General features: G+C 71.7%; 20 protein-coding genes. 11 read left to right on the top strand and 9 right to left on the bottom strand.

Annotation, left to right across the window (positions count from 1 at the left end; genetic code table 11):
- Positions 1-90 precede the first annotated feature (90 nt).
- Both BM290_RS45195 and BM290_RS45200 read right to left on the bottom strand, forming a co-directional pair.
- A complete protein-coding gene (locus tag BM290_RS45195) occupies positions 91-2,838 on the bottom strand; it encodes a helix-turn-helix transcriptional regulator (RefSeq protein ID WP_093622194.1) in 2,748 nt (915 codons plus the stop codon).
- 81 nt (positions 2,839-2,919) lie between these two features.
- Complete coding sequence (locus BM290_RS45200) at positions 2,920-3,606, bottom strand: IclR family transcriptional regulator (RefSeq protein ID WP_014447202.1); 687 nt, start codon at positions 3,604-3,606, stop codon at positions 2,920-2,922.
- A 49-nt stretch (positions 3,607-3,655) separates the two neighbouring features.
- Between BM290_RS45200 and leuC the strand changes: the two genes are divergently transcribed.
- From leuC to BM290_RS45220, 4 genes are all read left to right on the top strand, one after another.
- The gene (gene leuC, locus BM290_RS45205) at positions 3,656-5,110 is read left to right on the top strand and encodes a 3-isopropylmalate dehydratase large subunit (protein WP_093622195.1); all 1,455 of its coding nucleotides are present in this window, start codon (positions 3,656-3,658) and stop codon (positions 5,108-5,110) included.
- 18 nt (positions 5,111-5,128) lie between these two features.
- Positions 5,129-5,719: a 3-isopropylmalate dehydratase small subunit gene (gene leuD, locus BM290_RS45210; protein ID WP_093622196.1), complete on the top strand. Its 591-nt coding sequence runs from the start codon at positions 5,129-5,131 to the stop codon at positions 5,717-5,719.
- 160 nt (positions 5,720-5,879) lie between these two features.
- Positions 5,880-6,593 carry an HU family DNA-binding protein gene (locus tag BM290_RS45215; protein WP_093622197.1) on the top strand — a complete coding sequence of 238 codons (714 nt, stop codon included), beginning with the start codon at positions 5,880-5,882 and terminating at the stop codon, positions 6,591-6,593.
- 90 nt (positions 6,594-6,683) lie between these two features.
- Complete coding sequence (locus tag BM290_RS45220; protein ID WP_093622198.1) at positions 6,684-7,145, top strand: hypothetical protein; 462 nt, start codon at positions 6,684-6,686, stop codon at positions 7,143-7,145.
- On the opposite strand, the gene BM290_RS45225 is transcribed toward BM290_RS45220, so the two are convergent.
- From BM290_RS45225 to cofC, 4 genes are read right to left on the bottom strand one after another with little or no spacing between them, the layout of a single operon-like run.
- Complete coding sequence (locus BM290_RS45225) at positions 7,072-7,947, bottom strand: NUDIX hydrolase (RefSeq protein ID WP_093622199.1); 876 nt, start codon at positions 7,945-7,947, stop codon at positions 7,072-7,074. The genes BM290_RS45220 and BM290_RS45225 overlap by 74 nt on opposite strands.
- Before the next feature lie 11 nt (positions 7,948-7,958).
- On the bottom strand, positions 7,959-10,274 hold the full coding sequence (locus BM290_RS45230) for an RNA degradosome polyphosphate kinase (RefSeq protein ID WP_093622200.1): 2,316 nt from the start codon (positions 10,272-10,274) through the stop codon (positions 7,959-7,961).
- Positions 10,275-10,329: 55 nt separating this feature from the next.
- Positions 10,330-10,527 carry a cold-shock protein gene (locus BM290_RS45235; RefSeq protein ID WP_093622233.1) on the bottom strand — a complete coding sequence of 66 codons (198 nt, stop codon included), beginning with the start codon at positions 10,525-10,527 and terminating at the stop codon, positions 10,330-10,332.
- A gap of 20 nt (positions 10,528-10,547) precedes the next feature.
- Complete coding sequence (gene cofC / locus BM290_RS45240; protein WP_093622232.1) at positions 10,548-11,180, bottom strand: 2-phospho-L-lactate guanylyltransferase; 633 nt, start codon at positions 11,178-11,180, stop codon at positions 10,548-10,550.
- A 286-nt stretch (positions 11,181-11,466) separates the two neighbouring features.
- Here cofC and BM290_RS45245 point away from each other — a divergent pair, with 286 nt between their 5' ends.
- The 4 genes from BM290_RS45245 to BM290_RS45260 all read left to right on the top strand — a co-directional run bounded on the left by BM290_RS45245 (position 11,467) and on the right by BM290_RS45260 (position 14,759).
- Entirely contained in the window at positions 11,467-12,192 is a 726-nt protein-coding gene (locus tag BM290_RS45245) for a lysophospholipid acyltransferase family protein (RefSeq protein ID WP_093622201.1), read from the top strand.
- Positions 12,189-13,181 carry an NAD(P)H-dependent glycerol-3-phosphate dehydrogenase gene (locus BM290_RS45250; protein WP_093622202.1) on the top strand — a complete coding sequence of 331 codons (993 nt, stop codon included), beginning with the start codon at positions 12,189-12,191 and terminating at the stop codon, positions 13,179-13,181. The genes BM290_RS45245 and BM290_RS45250 overlap by 4 nt, the downstream gene beginning before the upstream one ends.
- Complete coding sequence (locus BM290_RS45255; RefSeq protein WP_093622203.1) at positions 13,178-14,287, top strand: cystathionine gamma-lyase; 1,110 nt, start codon at positions 13,178-13,180, stop codon at positions 14,285-14,287. The genes BM290_RS45250 and BM290_RS45255 overlap by 4 nt, the downstream gene beginning before the upstream one ends.
- A gap of 112 nt (positions 14,288-14,399) precedes the next feature.
- Positions 14,400-14,759 carry a hypothetical protein gene (locus BM290_RS45260; RefSeq protein WP_093622204.1) on the top strand — a complete coding sequence of 120 codons (360 nt, stop codon included), beginning with the start codon at positions 14,400-14,402 and terminating at the stop codon, positions 14,757-14,759.
- Positions 14,760-14,921: 162 nt separating this feature from the next.
- Here BM290_RS45260 and BM290_RS45265 read toward each other — a convergent pair whose 3' ends face one another.
- A complete protein-coding gene (locus tag BM290_RS45265; protein WP_093622205.1) occupies positions 14,922-15,365 on the bottom strand; it encodes a hypothetical protein in 444 nt (147 codons plus the stop codon).
- 119 nt (positions 15,366-15,484) lie between these two features.
- On the opposite strand from BM290_RS45265, the gene BM290_RS45270 reads away from it, so the two are divergent.
- Positions 15,485-16,579, top strand: a complete 1,095-nt coding sequence (locus BM290_RS45270; protein ID WP_093622206.1) for a D-alanine--D-alanine ligase family protein — start codon at positions 15,485-15,487, stop codon at positions 16,577-16,579.
- Between the two features lie 10 nt (positions 16,580-16,589).
- Here the strand turns inward: BM290_RS45270 and BM290_RS45275 are convergent, their stop codons facing one another.
- Together BM290_RS45275 and BM290_RS45280 are read right to left on the bottom strand one after the other, a co-directional pair.
- The gene (locus tag BM290_RS45275) at positions 16,590-17,216 is read right to left on the bottom strand and encodes a DUF3515 domain-containing protein (protein ID WP_093622207.1); all 627 of its coding nucleotides are present in this window, start codon (positions 17,214-17,216) and stop codon (positions 16,590-16,592) included.
- Positions 17,217-17,218: 2 nt separating this feature from the next.
- Positions 17,219-17,452, bottom strand: coding sequence for an Lrp/AsnC ligand binding domain-containing protein (locus tag BM290_RS45280; RefSeq protein WP_014447186.1), 234 nt, complete (start codon positions 17,450-17,452; stop codon positions 17,219-17,221).
- Between the two features lie 99 nt (positions 17,453-17,551).
- Here BM290_RS45280 and BM290_RS45285 point away from each other — a divergent pair, with 99 nt between their 5' ends.
- Together BM290_RS45285 and BM290_RS45290 are read left to right on the top strand one after the other, a co-directional pair.
- Positions 17,552-18,490 carry a thiamine-phosphate kinase gene (locus BM290_RS45285; RefSeq protein WP_093622208.1) on the top strand — a complete coding sequence of 313 codons (939 nt, stop codon included), beginning with the start codon at positions 17,552-17,554 and terminating at the stop codon, positions 18,488-18,490.
- A gap of 48 nt (positions 18,491-18,538) precedes the next feature.
- Positions 18,539-18,997 carry a GNAT family N-acetyltransferase gene (locus BM290_RS45290; protein WP_239144135.1) on the top strand — a complete coding sequence of 153 codons (459 nt, stop codon included), beginning with the start codon at positions 18,539-18,541 and terminating at the stop codon, positions 18,995-18,997.
- The last annotated feature ends 435 nt before the right edge of the window (positions 18,998-19,432 follow it).

The raw sequence follows: 19,432 nt of genomic DNA on the forward strand, positions 1-19,432 counted from the left end.
GCCGCGATCTGGCACAACCGCGCCACCGGCCAGCCCTTGACCAGGTCCTTGATCGCCTACGACCACTGACCTGAGTTAGGACTTACTCGTCTAGTCGGGCAACACGTCGCGCAGCTGGCGCCGGGAGCTGACGCCGAGTTTCCGGAACACCTTCCGGAGGTGGTAGTCGACCGTGTTCGCGCTGAGGAACAGCTGGGCCGCGATCTCCGCGTTCGTCTCGCCGGTGCGGGCCAGGATCGCGACGGCGGCCTCCTGCGGGGTGAGGATCGTCTGGCCGGCGCCCGGATCGGGAACCCGCGCGCTCTCGCCGAGCCCGAGGGCGGCCAGTTCCTGCATGGTGCGGTGGGTGAACGCGACCGCCCGGACCTCCTGGAACATGTCCAGCGCACTGGCGAGCTGGGCACGGGCGTCCCGGCGCCGCCGCCGTCGGCGCAGCCACTCGCCGTAGATCAGGTGAGCCCGCGCCAGGTCGCCGTGGGCCGGGGTGCCGGCCAGCCTTTCGATCGCGTCGCGGTAGTGGGTCTCGGCGTGGCCGGGCTCGGCCAGCAGCGCCCGCGACCGGTCCAGGAGGCCGAGGGCCCGGGCGGTGCCGGCGGCGGTGGCGGCGAGTTCGAGGTCGGCGCGGGCGCGTTCGGCGGTGTGCAGGTCGCCGGCCCGGAGCGCGGCCTCGACCAGATCGGGCAGCGCCCAGGCGTAACGGCGCGGGCGGCCGAGATCGACGAGACCGAGCAGAAGCTCCCGGGCCGCGGGATAGCCGGCACTGCCGATCTCGAGGACCGCCATGGCGAGGCGGGTGGTCCCGTGCATGCCGCCGAGGTGCAGCATCTCGAAGACCTGCAGGGCGTGGGGGAGCGTCTCCCGGATCCCGTCGGGGGCACGCCAGGTGACCAGCTCGGGGTGCCGCCACACCTGCTCCTGCTCGACGGTGATGCCGAACGAGCGGCGGAGGCGTTGTCCGGCGGCGTCGTGCCGGTCCGCGTGGTTGAGACGGCCCAGCGCGGCGTCGGTCATCGTGCCGACGAAGTGTACGAGGTCCAGTGTGTGCAGAGCGCCCGCCCGGCGGGCGGCGGCTTCGGCCCGGTCGAGAAGGAGCAGTTTGGTGTCGTCGTCCCACAGCATGTTGCAGTAGTTGATGGCGACCACGAAACGTCTGATCAGCGTCTCGTCCGGGAGCCCCGGGTCGGTGATCGCGGCGACCGCCCGGCGCAGCGCGGGCGCCCCGGCCTCATACCCGTCCCGGATGAAGGTGGCGTAGGCGGACAGCAGCCGTCCGTCCAGGCCGTCCGGATCGGTCTCGGCCAGCCGGGCGGCCTCGGCGGCCACCGGCTCGTCGCCCGTCCCGGAGAGATGTTCCGCTCCGATGTGATGATCGATCGCCTGGACCACGGCGCGACGAGCCCGGTCGTGGTCGGTCCCGAAGGCGGCCGCGGCCTCCAGGCACATCGCCGGCGCGTCGCGCAGCCCGGTGGGCGAGCCGGTGTTGACCGCGGCGAGCGCCCGGGTCAGCAGGGCGGATCCGCGAACCGGCCCGGACAGGTGATCGGCGTCCACGCTGTCCAGCAGAACCAGCGCGCGTGCGTAGGCGCCGGCCGTCATCGCGGCGGCGGCGGCCTCGACCCGGCGGGCGGCCCGGTCGCCGGCGCGGGGGCTCAGCTCGGCGGCCCGGTTGAGGAACGTCGCCCGGGCGGTGTATCCACCCCGGGCTCCGGCGCGGGCGGCGCTGCGTTCCAGCGCGGCGGCCACCTCCTCGTCCGGTTCGGCCGCTGCGGCGGCCTGGTGCCACGCCCGGCGGTCGGCCTCGGTGTCGTCGATGACGGCCTCGGCCAGCGCGGCGTGCACGGTCCGCCGTTCGGCGGGTGGCGCGTCTCCGTAGATCGCCGATCGCACCAGGGGATGCCGGAACTCCACCGGTGGGGAGCCGGTGACCAGCCGGTCCGCCTCGGCCGGCGCGGCGTCCCGCGGGGCCACGGCGAGCAGGCGTGCGGCGGCCAGGACGTGATCGGCGTCGGCGCCCGCTCCGGCGGCCGCGATCAGCAGCCAGGTCCGGGTGGCGGCGGGATAGGTGCGCGCCCGGGCGGCGTAGTGGGCTTCCAGACGGCTGCCGATCGGCACCGGCTCGGGCAGGGCGGTGGCGCCGCGCCACTGGTCGGCGGTCAGTTCGAGGCCCAGATCCGTGAGGGCCAGCGGGTTGCCGCCGGACTCCTCGGCCACCCGTTCGGCCAGGGCCAGGTCGAGATCGGTGGTGACGATGTCGGAGAGCAGTGCGAGCGCGGCGTCCGGAGCGAGGCCGCCGACCGCCAGGACCGGCACGCCGGCCAGCAGACCGGAGTCGTCACCGGTCACCCGCTCGCCGAAGAGCATCACGACGCCTTCGGCGTGCAGGCGGCGGGCGACGAAGGCCAGCGCGAGCGCCGACTCACGGTCGAGCCACTGCACGTCGTCGATGACACAGAGGCGGGGTGCGGCCGCCAGGAGGCTCAACGCGGCAAGGCTGACCAGATAGAGGTCGGGTGGTGGGCCGTCGGCGAGGCCGCAGGCGACCTCGAGGGCGGCGCGTTGGCCGGCCGGGAGCGGCCCGCGTCCGGGCAGGAGCGGGACGAGCAACCGGTGCAGCCCGGCGAACGGGAACCCGGCCTCGTCCTCGACACCACTGATGGCCAGGGAGGTGGGGGCGGTGCTCCGGGCGTACCGAAGCAATGCGGTCTTGCCGACGCCCGCCTCGCCGCGCAGGACCAACGCCGCGCTGCGCCCGGATCGCGCCTCGGTGATGAGGTGGTCCAGGGTGGCGCACTCGATGTCGCGCCCGAAGAGCCGATCGCCCTGCCCGAATAGCCGCACGCCGGCAGCCTATCGAGCGATACGGATGCGGGGCCGCCCAGCGCGAAGCGGGACGGCCCAGCCGAAAAGGGGGTAAGGAGGTCAGAGGCCGGAGAGGCGCTGGCCGGCGCGGACGACGGCCATCGCGTGCCGCTCGCCGGGGCGGCGGCCGAGGCGCTCGATCGGACCGCTTATCGAGATGGACGCGATGACCCGGCCGGTGCGGTCACGGATCGGCGCGGAGACGCTAGCCACACCCGGCTCGCGCTCGGCGACGCTCTGCGCCCAGCCGCGGCGGCGGACCTCGGCCAGGGTCCGGCCGGTGAACTTGCAGCGGGGCAGGAGCGGCATCACAGCCTCCGGCGGCTCCCACGCGAGCAGGATCTGCGCGGCCGACCCGGCCACCATCGGCAGCACCGAGCCGACCGGCACGGTGTCGCGAAGGCCACTCGCGCGCTCGGCCGCGGCGACGCAGATCCGCTCATCGGCACGGCGCAGGTAAAGCTGAGCGCTCTCACCCGTGGCGTCCCGGAGTGCGGACAGCAGGGGCTCGGCGGCGGTCAGCAGAACGTCCGGCGCGGCATTGGCCAACTCGCCCAATCGGGGGCCCGGACGCCATCTTCCTTGAGTGTCGCGCACCAGCATCCGATGGATCTCCAAGGCCTGGGCCAGGCGATGTGCGGTCGCCCGTGGCAACTTGGTGCGCTCGACCAACTCGGCAAGGCTGGCGCCGTCGACACATGCGGCGAGGATGACAACCGCCTTGTCGAGAACGCCTACACCGCTCATACTGTGTCCCACAAGCCGAAACATACATTCCAGAATTTAGGATGTCCAGATGGTGGGAGTCACTCCCCAGAGCGGGAAACCCAGGACCCTGGCCGAGAAGGTCTGGGATGACCACGTGGTGCGCACGGCCGAGGGTGAGCCCGACCTGCTCTTCATCGACCTGCATCTCCTGCACGAGGTCACCAGCCCGCAGGCGTTCGACGGTCTGCGGATGGCCGGCCGGCCGGTCCGCCGCACCGACCTCACGCTCGCGACGGAGGACCACAACACGCCGACCGGCTATGCCGACCCGGCGTTCAACACCAAGCGCGGCGAGCTGTTCACCATCGCCGACACGACCTCGCGGACGCAGATCGAGACCCTGCGCAAGAACTGCGCCGAGTTCGGTGTGGAGATCCGGCCGCTGGGCGACGTGAACCAGGGCATCGTGCACGTGATCGGCCCGCAGCTGGGTCTCACCCAGCCCGGCATGACGATCGTCTGCGGCGACTCGCACACCGCGACCCACGGCGCGTTCGGCGCGCTGGCCTTCGGCATCGGCACCAGCGAGGTCGAGCACGTGCTCGCCACCCAGACGCTGCCGCAGTCCAAGCCGAAGACGATGGCCGTCACGGTCGTCGGCGAGCTCGGCCCCGGCGTCAGCGCGAAGGATCTGATCCTCGCCCTGATCACGCAGACCGGCACCGGCGGCGGCAACGGCCACATCGTGGAGTACCGCGGCGAGGCCATCCGCAAGCTCTCCATGGAGGGCCGGATGACGATCTGCAACATGTCGATCGAGTGGGGCGCCAAGGCCGGCATGATCGCGCCGGACGAGACCACGTTCGACTACCTCAAGGGCCGCGAGCACGCCCCCCAGGGGGAGCAGTGGGACGCCGCGGTGGCGTACTGGAAGACCCTCGCCACCGATGCGGACGCCGAGTACGACACCGAGATCATCCTGGACGCCTCGCAGATCAGCCCGTTCATCACCTGGGGCACCAACCCGGGTCAGGGCGCCGCGCTCAACAGCGTGGTCCCGGCGCCGGAGGACTTCCTGGACGAGGTGGAGCGCGGCGCCGCCGAGCGCGCCCTGGCGTACATGGACCTCACCCCCGGCACCCCGTTCCGCGAGGTCCCGGTCGACGTGGTCTTCGTCGGCTCCTGCACCAACGGCCGGCTGGAGGACCTGCGGGCCGCCGCCGACGTGATCCGGGGCCGCAAGGTGGCCGACGGCGTCCGCATGATGATCGTGCCCGGCTCCTACCAGGTGCGCGAGCAGGCCGAGGCCGAGGGCCTGGACAAGGTGTTCACCGAGGCCGGCGCCGAGTGGCGGTTCGCCGGCTGCTCGATGTGCCTCGGCATGAACCCCGACACGCTCAGCCCCGGCCAGCGTGCCGCGTCCACCTCCAACCGCAACTTCGAGGGCCGGCAGGGCAAGGGCGGGCGCACCCACCTGGTCTCGCCGCAGGTCGCCGCCGCCACCGCCGTGGTCGGCAAGCTGGCCGCCCCCGCCGACCTCTGATTCCGCCGGAGAGAAGACATGGACAAGTTCGTCACCCACAGCGGCAAGGTCATGCCGCTGCGCCGTTCCGACGTGGACACGGACCAGATCATCCCGGCGGTCTACCTGAAGCGGGTCACCCGGACCGGCTTCGAGGACGGCCTCTTCAGCGCCTGGCGTGAGGACCCGGACTTCGTGCTGAACCGGGCACGGCACGCGGGCGCCACCATCCTCGTCGCCGGCCCCAACTTCGGCACCGGATCGTCCCGCCAGCACGCCGTCTGGGCGCTGCGCGACTGGGGCTTCAAGGCGGTTGTCGCCTCCCGCTTCGGCGACATCTTCCGGGGCAACGCCCTCAAGGAGGGCCTGCTGCCGATCCAGCTGGATCAGAAGGTCATCGAGAGCCTCTGGGACCTGGCCGACGCCGAGCCGGAGAAGGAGATCACCGTCGACCTGGACGGCCGCGTGGTCCGGGTCGACGATGCCGCCTACGGTTTCCCCATTGACGACTTCAGCCGCTGGCGTCTCATGGAGGGCCTCGACGACATCGGACTGACACTGCGCCACGAGGACGCGATTACCGCGTACGAGAACGGTCGCCCCGCTTTCAAGCCGGTCGTCGTCCTTTAGCTCCAGCACCGTTTCCGCCCCTGCCGGGTCACCCGGCAGGGGCGAATTCGTTGGGACACAACGGTTTTTTCCCCTGAATGTTTCTGTAACCAGGTCACAGGGCATACCGTGCGCGCAGAATGGCCCGTGACGGGCCAGTTCTCACGTCCGGGAGGAAACCGTGAACAAGGCCGAGCTCATCGAGGCGCTCGCAGTCAAGCTGGGCGACAAGAAGACCGCGACCCTGGCGCTCGACGCGTTCATCAGTGAAGTGCAGAACGCTGTCGCCAAGGGCGACCGGGTGGCACTCACCGGATTCGGTTCCTGGGAGAAGCGGGTCCGTAATCCGCGGGTCGCGCGTAATCCGCGAACCGGCGAACCGGTCAAGGTGAAGAAGACGTCGGTCCCCGTCTTCAAGGTCGGCAACACATTCCGCGAGCTGGTGGCGAGCGGAAAGCCGGCCAAGGCGGCGGCCGTGAAGAAGACCACCGCGACCAAGGCGGCCCCCGCTGCCAAGACCGCGGCGGCCACGAAGACGGCGACGGCGGCCAAGAAGACCACCGCTACCAAGGCGACGGCGGCCAAGACAACGACCGCCGCCGCGAAGAAGACGACGGCCAAGGCCACGCCGGCGAAGACGACGGCTGCCACCACGGCGAAGAAGACCACGGCGGCCAAGACCACGGCGGCCAAGACCACGCCGGCCAAGACCGCGGCGGCCAAGACGGCGCCCGCGACCAAGGCGACCAAGACCGCCCCGGCGACGAAGGCGACCAAGGCGGCCAAGGCCACCAAGACGGCGAAGGCGGCGCCCGCGGCCAAGAAGACCGCGCGCAAGACGGCCACCCCGGCGGCCGCGCCGGCCCGTGCGGCGTCACCCCGCCGCAGCCGCTGACCCCGCACATCGCGAAGGCGTCCACCCGTACGGTGGACGCCTTTTCGGTGTTCCGGCGCGGCCCCGCCCGGCCGTCCTACCGTCCGCATCATGCAGCGAGGATCGAGACCACGGGGCCTGACCAGCCGGGCCGGCATCGCCGCGGTGCTGTTCGCGACCGCGGTCCTGCCCGGGTGGACACTCGGCGACCTGGCCGAGGACGGCACCGGATGGCCGGTCCTGGACTGGCTGATCACCTGCGGCTGGTCGGGCCTCGCGGTGACGGTGGGCGCGCCGTACGGCTCCTACCGGCGCGTGGACGGGCTGGCCGGGGCGGTGCCGCTCTACGGCTGGTATCTGGCCGCGGTCCTCAGCTGGCGGCTGGCGCTGCTGCCGTACCGCGACTGGGAACCCCGCCGCGACGAGCTGTGGCAGGCCCGCTGGCTCACCGGCGACCTGGTCGGCCACTGGCGGGCCGACGCCCCCGCGCACCGCGCCGTCACAGCCGCGAAGCGCCCAGCAACGTCTCGCCGGACCAGGCCAGCAACCAGCCGTCGCCCTTCCGCGTCTTGAACGGCCGGTGGTCGGTCTCCCCGTGCAGTGACGCCAGTAGATGCGGCATCAGCTTGCCCTGGCTGCACACCACCACCCGATCGAAGCCGCGCAGCTCGGCCAGCCGGGCCTCGGCGGCCGCCACCCGGGCCGGCAGACCGTCCGGACCGGACGGCTCGGCGAACGCCGCGTCCCGCACGATCGGCCGGTCGATCGCGGCGGCCAGCGGCTCCAGCGTCTGCGTGCACCGCAGCGGTGTCGCGGCCACCAGACGGCGCGGGCGCAACGCGGTGAGCAACGCGGCGATCCGGTCCGCCTGTTTCGCGCCGACCGGGTCGATCGGCCGCAGCTCGTCCCGCCCGGCCCACTTCTTGCGCTCCCCGGCCCGGGCGTGCCGGACCAGCGCGATCACCGCGGTGACCGGCGGCAGCGACGCGACTCCGGCGAGGACGGTCCGTTCATCGGGGTACGTCAGCCGCCCGGCCGCCTCCTCCAGAGGCAGCCACACCGTCTCGTCCACCTCGGCGGTGTCCCGTACCGGCCCGTCCGAGGCGGCCGCCATCAGCCAGTACGCCACGTTCTTGGGCCGCCCGCCGGGCAGCACGTAGTCGACGTCCGGCAGCCGCAGCTGGGGAACCGCCGCCGCGCCGGTCTCCTCCTCGACCTCCCGCAGCGCCCCGGCCAGCGGCTCCTCACCGCCGGCCAGCTTGCCCTTGGGCAGGCTCCAGTCGTCGTAGCGCGGCCGGTGCACCAGGCACACCTCGACCCGGTCACCGGACCGGCGGCAGAGGACTCCGCCGGCCGCACGTTCCAACTCCGTCATAGGCCCGTTTCTCAGGTGTTCTTCTTACCGATGATCCGCCGGAGCATGGCCGCCTGCAGATGGACCTGCGGACGGCCGGTGGTGCCCTGGTTGCGGTGCCACACACCGTCGCCGTCCAGGTCCCACCCCTCGGTGGTCTCCGCCATCGACAGTTCCAAAACATGCCGCAGCTCCTCCCGGGCCGACGGCAGGGTCACCTTGACCAGCGCCTCCACCCGGCGGTCCAGGTTGCGGTGCATCAGGTCGGCGGAGCCCATCCAGTACTCGGCGTCGGGGCCCGGGCCGAACCGGAACACCCGCGAGTGCTCCAGGAACCGGCCGACGATCGAGCGGACCCGGATGTTCTCCGACAGGCCGGGCACCCCGGGCCGCAGCGCGCACATGCCACGGATGATCAGGTCCACCTTGACCCCGTCCTGCGAGGCCCGGTAGAGCGCGTCGATGGTCTTCTCGTCGACCAGCGAGTTCACCTTGAACTGCACCAGCGCCTCGCCGCCCGCACGGGCGATCCGGGCCTGCTCGTCGACCCGCTCCAGCAGGCCCTTGCGCACCCCGTGCGGGGCCACCAGCAGCCGGCGGTACGTGGTCTGCCGGCTGTACCCGGTGAGGACGTTGAACAGATCGGTGACGTCGGCGCCCACCTCCGGGTCGGCGGTCAGCATGCCGAAGTCCTCGTACAGCCGGGCCGTCTTCGGGTGGTAGTTGCCCGTGCCGATGTGGCAGTACCGGCGGATCTGGTTGCCCTCCTGACGTACCACCAGGGAGGTCTTGCAGTGGGTCTTGAGGCCGACCAGGCCGTAGACGACGTGGCAGCCGGCCCGCTCCAGCGTCCGCGCCCAGGCGATGTTGGCCACCTCGTCGAACCGCGCCTTCACCTCGACCAGGACCACCACCTGCTTGCCGGCGGCCGCCGCGTCGACCAGCGCGTCCACGATCGGCGAGTCGCCCGACGTGCGGTAGAGGGTCTGCTTGATCGCCAGCACGCCGGGGTCGGCCGCGGCCTGCTCGATGAACCGCTGCACGCTGGTGGAGAACGAGTGGTACGGGTGGTGGACCAGGATGTCCGACTCACGCAGCCGGTTGAAGACGCTACGCGGCACCTCGCCGTCGGCCAGGTGCGGGTGGGTCGCCGGGACGAACGGGCGGTCCTTCAGATCGTCGCGGTCACACTCGCCGAAGACCTGCCACAGCGCCGACAGGTCGAGCAGGCCGGGCACCCGCAGCACGTCCTGACTGTCCATGTCGAGCTCGCGGACCAGCAGGTCGAGCACGTGGTCGCTGATCGACGCGGCCACCTCCAGGCGCACCGGCGGGCCGAACCGGCGCTGTGCCAGCTCCCGCTCCAGGGCCTGCAGCAGGTCCTCGTCGCGGTCCTCGTCGACCTCCAGCTCGGCGTTGCGGGTCACCCGGAACAGGTGCCACTCCAGGATCTGCATGCCCGGGAACAGCTGGCTCAGGTGGACCGCGATGAGCTCCTCGACCGGCAGGAACCGGATGCCGCGGCCGTCGTTCTGCACGGTCACGAACCGCGGCACATTGTTCGGCACCTTCACCCGCGCGAACAGCTCCGGCGAATCGCCGTCGGGATAACGAAGGGCAACGGCCAGATTCAAGGACCGGCTGCTGATGTACGGGAAAGGGTGCGCCGGATCGACAGCGAGCGGCGTCAGCACCGGGAAGACCTGTTCCCGGAAAAAGGTCCGCAACCGGCCCTGCTCGGCGGCGTCCAGCTCCTTCCACGACACCAGCTCGATGCTCTCCGCCGCCAGTTTCGGCCGCACCTCGTCGGAGAAGCAGGCCGCGTGCCGGGTGACCAGATCGGTGGTCCGCTCGGTGATCATCTCGATCTGGTGGCGCAGCGGGGACCGGTCGCCCCCGCGCATCGGCAGGCCCGCGCTCAGCCGCCGTTTCAGCCCGGCCACCCGGACCATGTAGAACTCGTCCAGGTTGCTCGCGAAGATCGCCAGGAACTTGGCCCGCTCCAGCAGCGGGGTCCCCGGATCCTCGGCCAGGGCCAGCACCCGGGCGTTGAAGTCCAGCCAGGACAGCTCCCGGTTCAGGAAACGGTCCTCGGGCAGTTCGTACCCCGGCTCGTCCTCGTCCTCGTCGCCGTCGTCGTCGGCGCTCAGATCGGCGACCATCTCACTCGTCGCCAGCTCGGTGACCTCGCGCTCGGTGAGAGTGGGCTCCGGATCCGGGTCGAGAACCGCCTCCGCGGAGTCGGGGGCCTCGATCAGCTGCTGCTCGTCCGCCGACTCGGGTCGGGGCAGAAAGCGGCCGTTGGGGCCACGCCGGCGGGTCTCGGGAATCCGGGGCGGGGTCGTCATGCTCCCATCATTGCCGCTTCCGGAGAAACGTGAAACGAACTACCGGATGATCACATCAAGCGACTCCGGGAATTAACACCCGCCGCACCACACCAGTCGCGTCCGACTCCACCGTCACGCGCTGGCCCAGCCGCAGAAGCCGCAGGCCGGAGCGCTGGAAAGCCGCCGCGTCGAAGGACAGCGGGGTGCCGTCGTCGAGCAGCAGCGTCCCGCTGCGGGTGTCCGTGTCGAAAGTCGCAATCGTGCCCTGCATGGGACGGAACGCTACCCGTGTCAGGCGGCCGGCGCGCACACCGTGGCGCGGCCCAGCTCGCGCAGCAGCCCGCAGGTGCGCTCGCCCGCGCCGAGACGCACCACCGCGTCCAGATCGGCGGCGGTGTCGACGTCCTGCCGCAGGCCCGGCCAGTCGCCGCGCAGCAGCGCCGCCCCCGACCCGGCGTGCGCCGCCGCCGACGGCCCACCGAACCGCGGATCCAGCGCCGGCCCGGCCGGCACGGCCAGCAGCACCGTCCCGATGCCCGCCGCGTCCGGCACGAAAGCCCGCCCGGCCGCCCGGCGCAACGCCTCGTCCAGTTGCTCCGGACGCAGCGCCGGCAGATCACCGGCCAGCACCGCCCGGTGCGCGGACCGGCCGGCCACCTCGTCCGCCCCGAAACGCATCGCCGCGTTCAGCCCGCCGCCCGGATCGGCCGCCACCCGGGCGCCCAGCTCCCGCACCGCCGCCCGGACCTCCGGATCGTCGGTGACCACCAGCAGCTCGGCCACCGCTGCGGTGGACAGCACGGCGGCCGCGGTGTCACACACCATGGCGAGAGCCAGCTCCGGATGACGATCAGCCGGCACGGCGCCACGCAGCCGCGTCTTCGCCGCCCCGAGCCGCTTGACCGGGATCACCGCCGTCCACATCTGCACCCGACCATCCTGCCTGACTGATCCGTGCAGTCGTGACCGGCAAGCCGCCGCCGGTGAGGAGCCGCGTGATTTTTCGACGCCGCGGGGTTTGCGGTGGCGGAAAATCACCCGGCTCCTCACCGGTTACCAGGCGGCTTGCCGCGGAGCGCAGCGGAGCCGTCGAGTTCAGTGATTCCGGAGACCCCTACCTGGTCGGGCGGGACGTGAGCGGGCATGATTTCGTCGCAGGTGAACTAGGGGAGGCGGCGGCGACGTCGCCGTTCGAGGGACGGGGGACGCCGTGGCACAGCTCAGGCTCGGCTTCTGGCAGCGTGTCGCGGTGATGCTGGTGATCCCGGTCATGACGGCCCTGACGAGCAAGACGTGGCTCCGGCAGGACCGTGTCCCGGCGACCGGCCCGGTCATCCTGGTCCCCAACCACGTGTCCCACTTCGACCCGCTCGTCGTGGCGCACTACATCTTCCGATCCGGCCGCTGGCCCCGGTTCCTCGGCAAGGCCAGCGTCTGGAAGGTGCCGGTCATCGGGTTCCTGCTCACCAAGACCCGGCAGATCCCGGTCGAACGGGGCAGTGTGGAGGCGGTGAAGTCGCTGGACACGCTGGTCGAGGCGCTGCGCGCGGGCGGCGCCGTGGTGATCTACCCGGAGGGCACCACCACCCGGCACCCCGACCTGTGGCCGATGCGCGGCAAGACCGGCGCGGCCCGGCTCGCCCTGCTCACCGGCGCCCCGGTGGTGCCGATCGCCAACTGGGGCGCACAGTCGATCTTCGACCCGCGCACCAACAAGCTGAAGCTGCGCCGCTCGCACGTCACCGTCACCACCGGCGAGCCGGTCGACCTCAGCCGCTGGGCCGGCCTCGACCCGACCCGGGCCGTGCTCGACGAGATGACCGAGAAGATCATGCTGGATGTCCGGGACCTGCTCGGCGAGATCCGCGACGGCGAAGCGCCGGCGCTCTACGACCGGCCCGCACGACGGGCCACAACCTCGGAGGAAGCGCCATGAAGGCCGCCGTCATCGGATCCGGATCCTGGGGCACGGCCTTCGCCAAGGTGCTCGGTGACGCCGGATCGTCGGTGACCATGTGGGCGCGGCGCGAGGCCGTCGCCACCGAGATCCGGGAGCGGCACGGCAACGAGGGGTCACTGCCCGGCGTCCGGCTCGCGGAGTCCGTCACCGCCACCACCGACCTGGCCGAGGCGGTCGGCGCGGCCGAGGTGATCGCCATCGCGGTGCCGTCGCAGACCCTGCGGGGCAACCTCGCCGACTGGGCCGGGCTCTTCCCCGCCGACTCCACCGTCGTCTCCCTGATGAAAGGCATCGAGCTCGGCACCCTCAAGCGGATGAGCGAGGTGATCGTCGAGACGGCCGGTGTCGCCCCCGACCGGGTGGTGGTCGTCTCCGGTCCCAACGTGGCTCCCGAGATCGCCGCCGGGCAGCCCACCACCACCGTCGTGGCGTGCTCCGACGAGGGCCGCGCCAAACAGGTCCAGCACGCCCTCGCCACGCCGTACTTCCGGCCGTACACCAGCGACGACGTGATCGGCTGCGAGCTCGGCGGGGCCTGCAAGAACGTGATCGCGCTGGCGTACGGCATGGCGGTGTCCCTGGGTCTCGGTGACAACACCCGCGCGTCGCTGATCACCCGCGGGCTCGCCGAGACCGCCCGCCTCGGGGTGGCGCTCGGCGCCGACCCGCTCACCTTCGCCGGACTGGCCGGCCTCGGCGACCTGGTCGCCTCCTGCTCGTCGCCGCTCGCCCGCAACCGCAAGTTCGGTGAGCACCTGGGCCGCGGCGAGACCCTGGAACAGGCGCAGACCGCCACCCGGCAGACCGCCGAGGGCGTCAAGAGCTGCCTGTCCATCCGCGATCTGGCCCGGGCGAACGGCGTCGAGATGCCGATCGTCGAGCAGGTGGAGCGCGTGTGCCACGAAGGGGTGGACCCGCGCGTCGCGGTCAAGCTGCTGATGACACGGGAGATGAAACCCGAGTGAGTTCCCTTTCCTCCTTCTCCGACGGAACCCGCGCCGTCCACGCCGGTCTCCCGCTTCCGGAGGTGGGCGAGCCGTTCCTGCCCGGGCCGGTGTTCGCCGCGCCCTACCACCTCGACCCGGTCACCGGGCCGGGGGCGAACGGCTACGCCCGTACCGAGCACCCGACACGGCAGGCGCTGGAGTCGGCGATCGGCGCCCTCGAGGGCGGGCCGACGCTCGTCTTCTCCAGCGGCCAGGCCGCGATAACCGCGCTGCTCCTCGCCGTTGCGCGGACCGGTGACACCGTGGCGATCCCCTCGGACGGCTATTTCACGGTACGGGCGTTCGCCGACGGTTTTCTGCGTGACCTCGGTGTCCGTTCCGTGGCCGTGCCGACGGCCGGGCCGTACCCCGACTTCACCGGCGTACGGCTCGTGCTGCTGGAGACTCCGGCGAACCCGGGCCTGGACGTGTGCGACATCCGGGCCCTGTCCGCCGCCGCCCACGCGGCCGGGGCGCTGGTGGCCGTGGACAACACGACGGCCACACCGCTCGGGCAGAACCCGCTCGCGCTCGGCGCCGACCTGGTCGTCGCCTCCGGCACCAAGGCCCTCACCGGCCACTCCGACGTCCTTCTGGGGTACGTGTCGGCGACCGACCCCGCCCTGCTGGCCACGGTGGAGACCTGGCGCAAGCAGACCGGCGCCGTGCCGGGCGCGTTCGACGCGTGGCTGGCACACCGGTCGATCGCCACACTCGACCTGCGGCTGGCCCGCCAGACCGCGAACGCGGCAGCCGTCGCCGAGCTGCTGCTGTCCCGTTCCGACGTGACCGGGGTCCGCTGGCCGGGGCTGCCGTCCGACCCGTCGTACCCGGTCGCCTCGGCCCAGATGCGGCGCATCCCCGGCGTCGTGTCGTTCGACCTCGGCTCCGCCGAGCGGGTCGGCCGTTTCCTCGCCGCGGCGGAACTGGTGTTCGCGGCCACCTCGTTCGGCGGCGTGCACACCACGGCCGACCGCCGTGCCCAGTGGGGCGACGACACGCCGCCCGGCTTCGTGCGTTTCTCCTGCGGCATCGAGGACACCGCCGACCTGCTCGCCGACCTCACCACGGCTCTCTCCGCATGACCACCCCACTCACCCGCGCCCCCGTGGCGGATGCCCCTGTGGCCGGCGCCTCGGTGTCCGGCGGCCCGGTGTCCGGCGGCCTCGTGCCCGGCGTTGTCGTGTCGGTGTTCTCGTGACCGCGTGGAGCAGCTTCAGCGGCGACGAGGTGGCGGCTCTGACCCAGGGCGCCAGCTTCTTCACCGAGCCGGGCGAGCGGGACTGCCCGGCCTGCGGACAACGGCGGCTGCGCGCCTATTTCACCGCGCCCGAGAACGCCAAACGGCCGACCCTGGTCAGCTATGTCTGGTGTGGGTCGTGCGACAAGTTCGTGGGCACCCGGGCCCGCCACCCGGACGGTCTGATCTTCTCCGACCCGCTGGCGACCCTGACCACCGCCGAACGCCGTGACCTGGAACGCAGCCTGACCGGCTTCCTGGCCCACCTCGACGCGCTCTGGGACGCCGGCGCCCTGCCCCAGACGTTCACCGCCTGAACCGGCCGGCCGGGGCCACCGCATCAGCCCGGCGGCGGCTCCGGAGGCGTCTTGGGTCGCCGGCTTCGCTCCGGACGTGACGGGACAGGGTAGGGCGGCGAGGGGCTGCGCCGGGCGTACCACTGAAGGGTATGGAAATGACCTTGCGGGAAGGCAGCCCCGTCAGCCGTGGGTGGCGACGAAGTCGTGCAGCCAGTCGGGGGCGATGCCGCCGCCCGGCGCCGTGCGGCGCAGCGCCTCGCCCGGCCGGATGCCGAGCAGGGCCAGCGTCATCGTGGCCAGCAGAGTGGAGCGGCCGTTGTCGGTGGCGGACTGGGTGACCACGAAACGCCCGGCGCGGACCTCGCGGGCGAGCCGGATCGCGAGGGCGACCACCTGCTTCGCCTCGTGCTGCATCTCCTTCGGGGACGCCGCGGACGCCGGGAACGGCACCACCTCGATGCCGGCGGTGTCCGGGCCGGGAGCGGCCGACGACACCAGCACCTGCACGCCGGCTCTGGCGAGCGCGCTCAGCTCCTGCGGTGACCACGGCTCGTCCGCCGGATGCGCCATCGTCGCCAGCTGACCCGGGCCCGGGCCGGCGATCACGTGGAGTGCAGGAGCCATGAACGCTTCGTCCTCCCTGTTGTGCGCGTTCCTCGAAGGGTTGTCACGAATCCCGAATTCGGCTTACGCAGAGTAGGGTCACCCCCGGTACGCCCGCTAGCTGGAAGGCGCAGAGAGAAGTGACGTCCCCCCGTAAGACCCGCGTCGCGATCGTTTTCGGCGGTCGCAGCACTGAGCACGCCATTTCCTGCGTCAGCGCGGGCGCGATCCTGGCGGCGCTCGACCCCGATCAGTACGAGGTGGTCCCGGTCGGAATCACCCGTGAGGGGCGCTGGGTCCTCGCTTCGGGTGACACGTCGCAGCTCGCGATCGACGGCCGCAGACTACCGGAGATCACCGCCGACTCGGGCAGCGCGGTGATGCTCTCCGCCGACCCGACCGCGACCGAGCTGATCGTGCGCGAGCCGGCCGACGGGGTGTCCGAGCTGGCCGGTGTGGACGTGGTCTTCCCGGTGCTGCACGGCGCCTACGGCGAGGACGGCACCATCCAGGGCATGCTCGAGATGGCCGGCATTCCGTACGTGGGGGCCAACGTGTTCGCGTCGGCGGCCGCCATGGACAAGGAGTTCACCAAGAAGCTGGCGGCGGCCGAGGGCATCCCGGTCGGGCCGTACGCGGTGCTCCGTGCCGGCGTGTCGCTGTCCGAGGCCGACAAGGAGCGGCTGGGCCTGCCGGTCTTCGTGAAGCCGTCGCGGGCCGGGTCGTCGCTGGGCATCACCAAGGTCACCGACTGGGCCGATCTGGACGACGCCGTCGCCGTGGCCCGCCGGATCGACCCGAAGGTGCTGGTCGAGGCGGCGCTGGTGGGCCGTGAGATCGAGTGCGGCGTGCTGGAGGGCGAGGCCGGCGGCGCACCCGAGGCGTCGGTGCTGTCCGAGATCCACATCGACGACGTCGAGTGGTACGACTTCGAGACGAAATACCTGGTGGGCGGGCGTTACACCGTTCCGGCCGAGCTGCCCGCCGACCTGACGCGGCAGATCCAGGAGTATTCGCTGCGCACCTTCACCGCACTGGACTGCGCCGGCCTGGCCCGGGTCGACTTCTTCGTGACCGAGGCCGGCGAGATCTTCCTCAACGAGATCAACACGATGCCCGGCATGACGCCGAACTCGATGTTTCCCCGGATGTGGACGGCGACCGGTCTCGACTACCCGAAGGTCGTCGACCGGCTGATCCGGACGGCGCTGCGCCGCGGCACCGGCCTGCACTGAGCGGTCCGGCTCACTCGCAACCGCTCGGCATCGTGCCGGCCGCCTTCGACTTGACCGTCTTGACGAGGGTGTCGGAGAACTCGTTGGCCCACTGCGCCGGGTTCTCGTAATACGACGGCACGGTCACCCGCACCGGCACCTCACGGTCCATCGTGGTGACGGTGGCCGTGTCGGCGCCGGGCGCCGCATACCAGCAGACGTTGTTCATGATCAGGAGCTCGGTGTCCATGGCGACGCAGCCCGGGGTGGTGTCCTCCGGCGTGGTGCACATGATCGGCTGCGGCACCCCGCAGGCGACCGTGATCGCGGGCTCACCGTAGGCGGCGTTCTGCTCGGGGCCAGCGCTCACCGGACGGCCCTGGAGATCCCGGATCTTCGCCGGCAGCTGCGACGTCACCGCGAGGCAGGCCTGTGCGGTCTTCTCGTCGAGCTGCGGCGCGTCCATCACCACGGCGGTGGACGGGATCGGGTTGGCCGCTTTTTCGGTTTTGTCCGGATCATCCGGCATGATGGTGAGGAAAGCGACAACGCCGACGATCAACGTCACCGGTACGGCCACCACCGTCGCCCACAGGGCAGCGGCCTTCTTGGCCGGGTCCTTCTCCGGTGCCTTCGCCGGCGTCTCCACATCCACCATAGTCAGAGGTTTACCACGGAGCAGGTGAGCGTCCGCGTGATGCCCGGTACGTACTGGACCTTGCTCACAATCAGGCCGCCCAACTCGTCGACCGTGTGCGCCTCGGTCAGCACGACCACGTCATACGGCCCGGTGACCGCGTCGACACGCACCACCCCCGGTATCTTCTCGATCGCGGCGGCCACGTCACGGGCCTTACCGACCTCCGTTTGAATGAGGATGTATGCCTGGACCACGATCCGACTCCAATCCGCCACTTCGTCGGTGATCCCCGGTCGTGAAACTACCGTACGAAGCGACCCGGCAGCGGGACGCCACCATCGAAGGACTTAGACGTGAGCATCGCAGAGGCCGGTGAATTCGGGCTGATCGGCCGAATCGTTCCCCGGCTCGGCATCGGAGAAACCACAGAGATCGGCCCCGGCGACGACGCCGCCGTGGTCAGCACGCCCGACGGACGGGTCGTCGCCTCCACCGACGTGCTCGTCGAGGGCCGCCACTTCCGCCGCGACTGGTGCAGCGCCGAGGACGTCGGCCACCGGGCCGCCGCCGCCAACCTCGCCGACATCGCCGCCATGGGCGCCGTGCCCACCGCCCTGCTGCTGGCGCTCTGCGTGCCCACCGGGCTCGACATCGCCTGGGCCGAAGGGCTCGCCGACGGCCTCGCCGCCGAAGCCGGGCTGGTCGGCGCCACCGTCGTCGGCGGCGACACCTCCGCCAGCCCCACCCTCACCATCGCGGTCACCGCACTCGGCGACCTGCGCGGCGTCGCACCGGTCCGGCGCGACGGCGCCAGACCCGGCGACATCCTCGCTCTGGCCGGGCGGATCGGTCACGCCGCCGCCGGTCTCACCGTTCTCTCCCGAGGATTTCGTACGCCCAAACTGCTCGTGGAGGCCTATCGGCGGCCGGCCGTCCCGTACGCGGCCGGGCCCGAGGCGGCGCGACTCGGCGCCACCTCCATGATCGACGTGTCGGACGGCCTGCTCCAGGACGCCGGGCACATCGCCACGGCCAGCTCCGTCGCGATCGACGTGCACCGGGACGCCTTCGACCTGCCCGACCAGATGCGAGACGCGGCCAAGGCGCTCGGCGTCGACCCGTACCAGTGGCTCCTCGCCGGCGGCGACGACCACCCGCTGGCGGCGACGTTCCCGCCGGGCGCCGCTCTGCCGCCGCACTGGCGCCCGATCGGCACCGTCCGGTCCGGCGACGGGGTGACCGTGGACGGCAAGCCCTGGACCGGCGGTTCCGGCTGGGATCACTTCCGCTGACCGTGGCTGCCGCCGCCCCGGTCCGGCTGGTCTCGTTAGTCTTGCGACGTGCACGACATCAAGATCATCATGGCGGACTTCGATGACGCGGCGGTCCAGGCGCTCGTCGCCGAAAATCTTCGCGACCTGTCCGAGCGGTATGGCGGCAGCGGTGACGACAGCCCCATCTCGGGCGCCGACTTCACCCCGCCCCGCGGGGCGTTCCTGGTCGCGGTCCTCGACGACCAGCTGATCGGGAGCGCCGGCTGGCGGCGGCGCGGCGACGACGCCGAACTCAAGCGGATGTTCACCACAAAGGCCGCCCGGGGCCGCGGTGTGGCCCGCCGGCTCCTGGCCCGGATCGAGGAATCGGCCCGCGAGGCGGGCTGCGGCCGGGTCATCCTGGAGACCGGCGACCGCCAGCCGGAGGCGATCGCCCTCTACGAGTCGGCCGGGTACACCCGAATCGCCGACTTCGGCTACTACAAGGACTACCCGGACGTCCTCTCCTACGCCAAAACCCTCTGACACGCCCGCCGTTCCCGTCTCGATTCACCACCGCTGAGGTGGTGAATCGTCACGGCGTGGTGCCGGCCCGGCTCGTCGGATTGGAGTGGCGTGGCGTCCGCCCGGCTCGCCGGACCGAATTGGTGTGGTGCCCGCGCGGCTCGTCGGATTGAAGTGGTGTGGTGCCCGCGCGGCTCGTCGGATTGAAGTGGTGTGGTGCCCGCGCGGCTCGCCGGACTGAAGTGGCGTGGCGTCCGCCCGGCTCGTCGGATTGGAGTGGCGTGGCGTCCGCCCGGCTCGTCGGATTGGAGTGGCGTGGCGCCCATCCGGCTCGTCGGATTGGAGTGGCGTGGCGCCCATCCGGCGGGCCGGCAGCGCGGATCGAAGTGGCGTAGGGCACGTCGGTGGATGGGCGCGCCGCGCCTGGCTCGTTGGCGGCGCGGATTGGAGTGGCGT

It is taken from the genome of Actinoplanes philippinensis, assembly GCF_900113015.1.
GTDB lineage: Bacteria > Actinomycetota > Actinomycetes > Mycobacteriales > Micromonosporaceae > Actinoplanes > Actinoplanes philippinensis.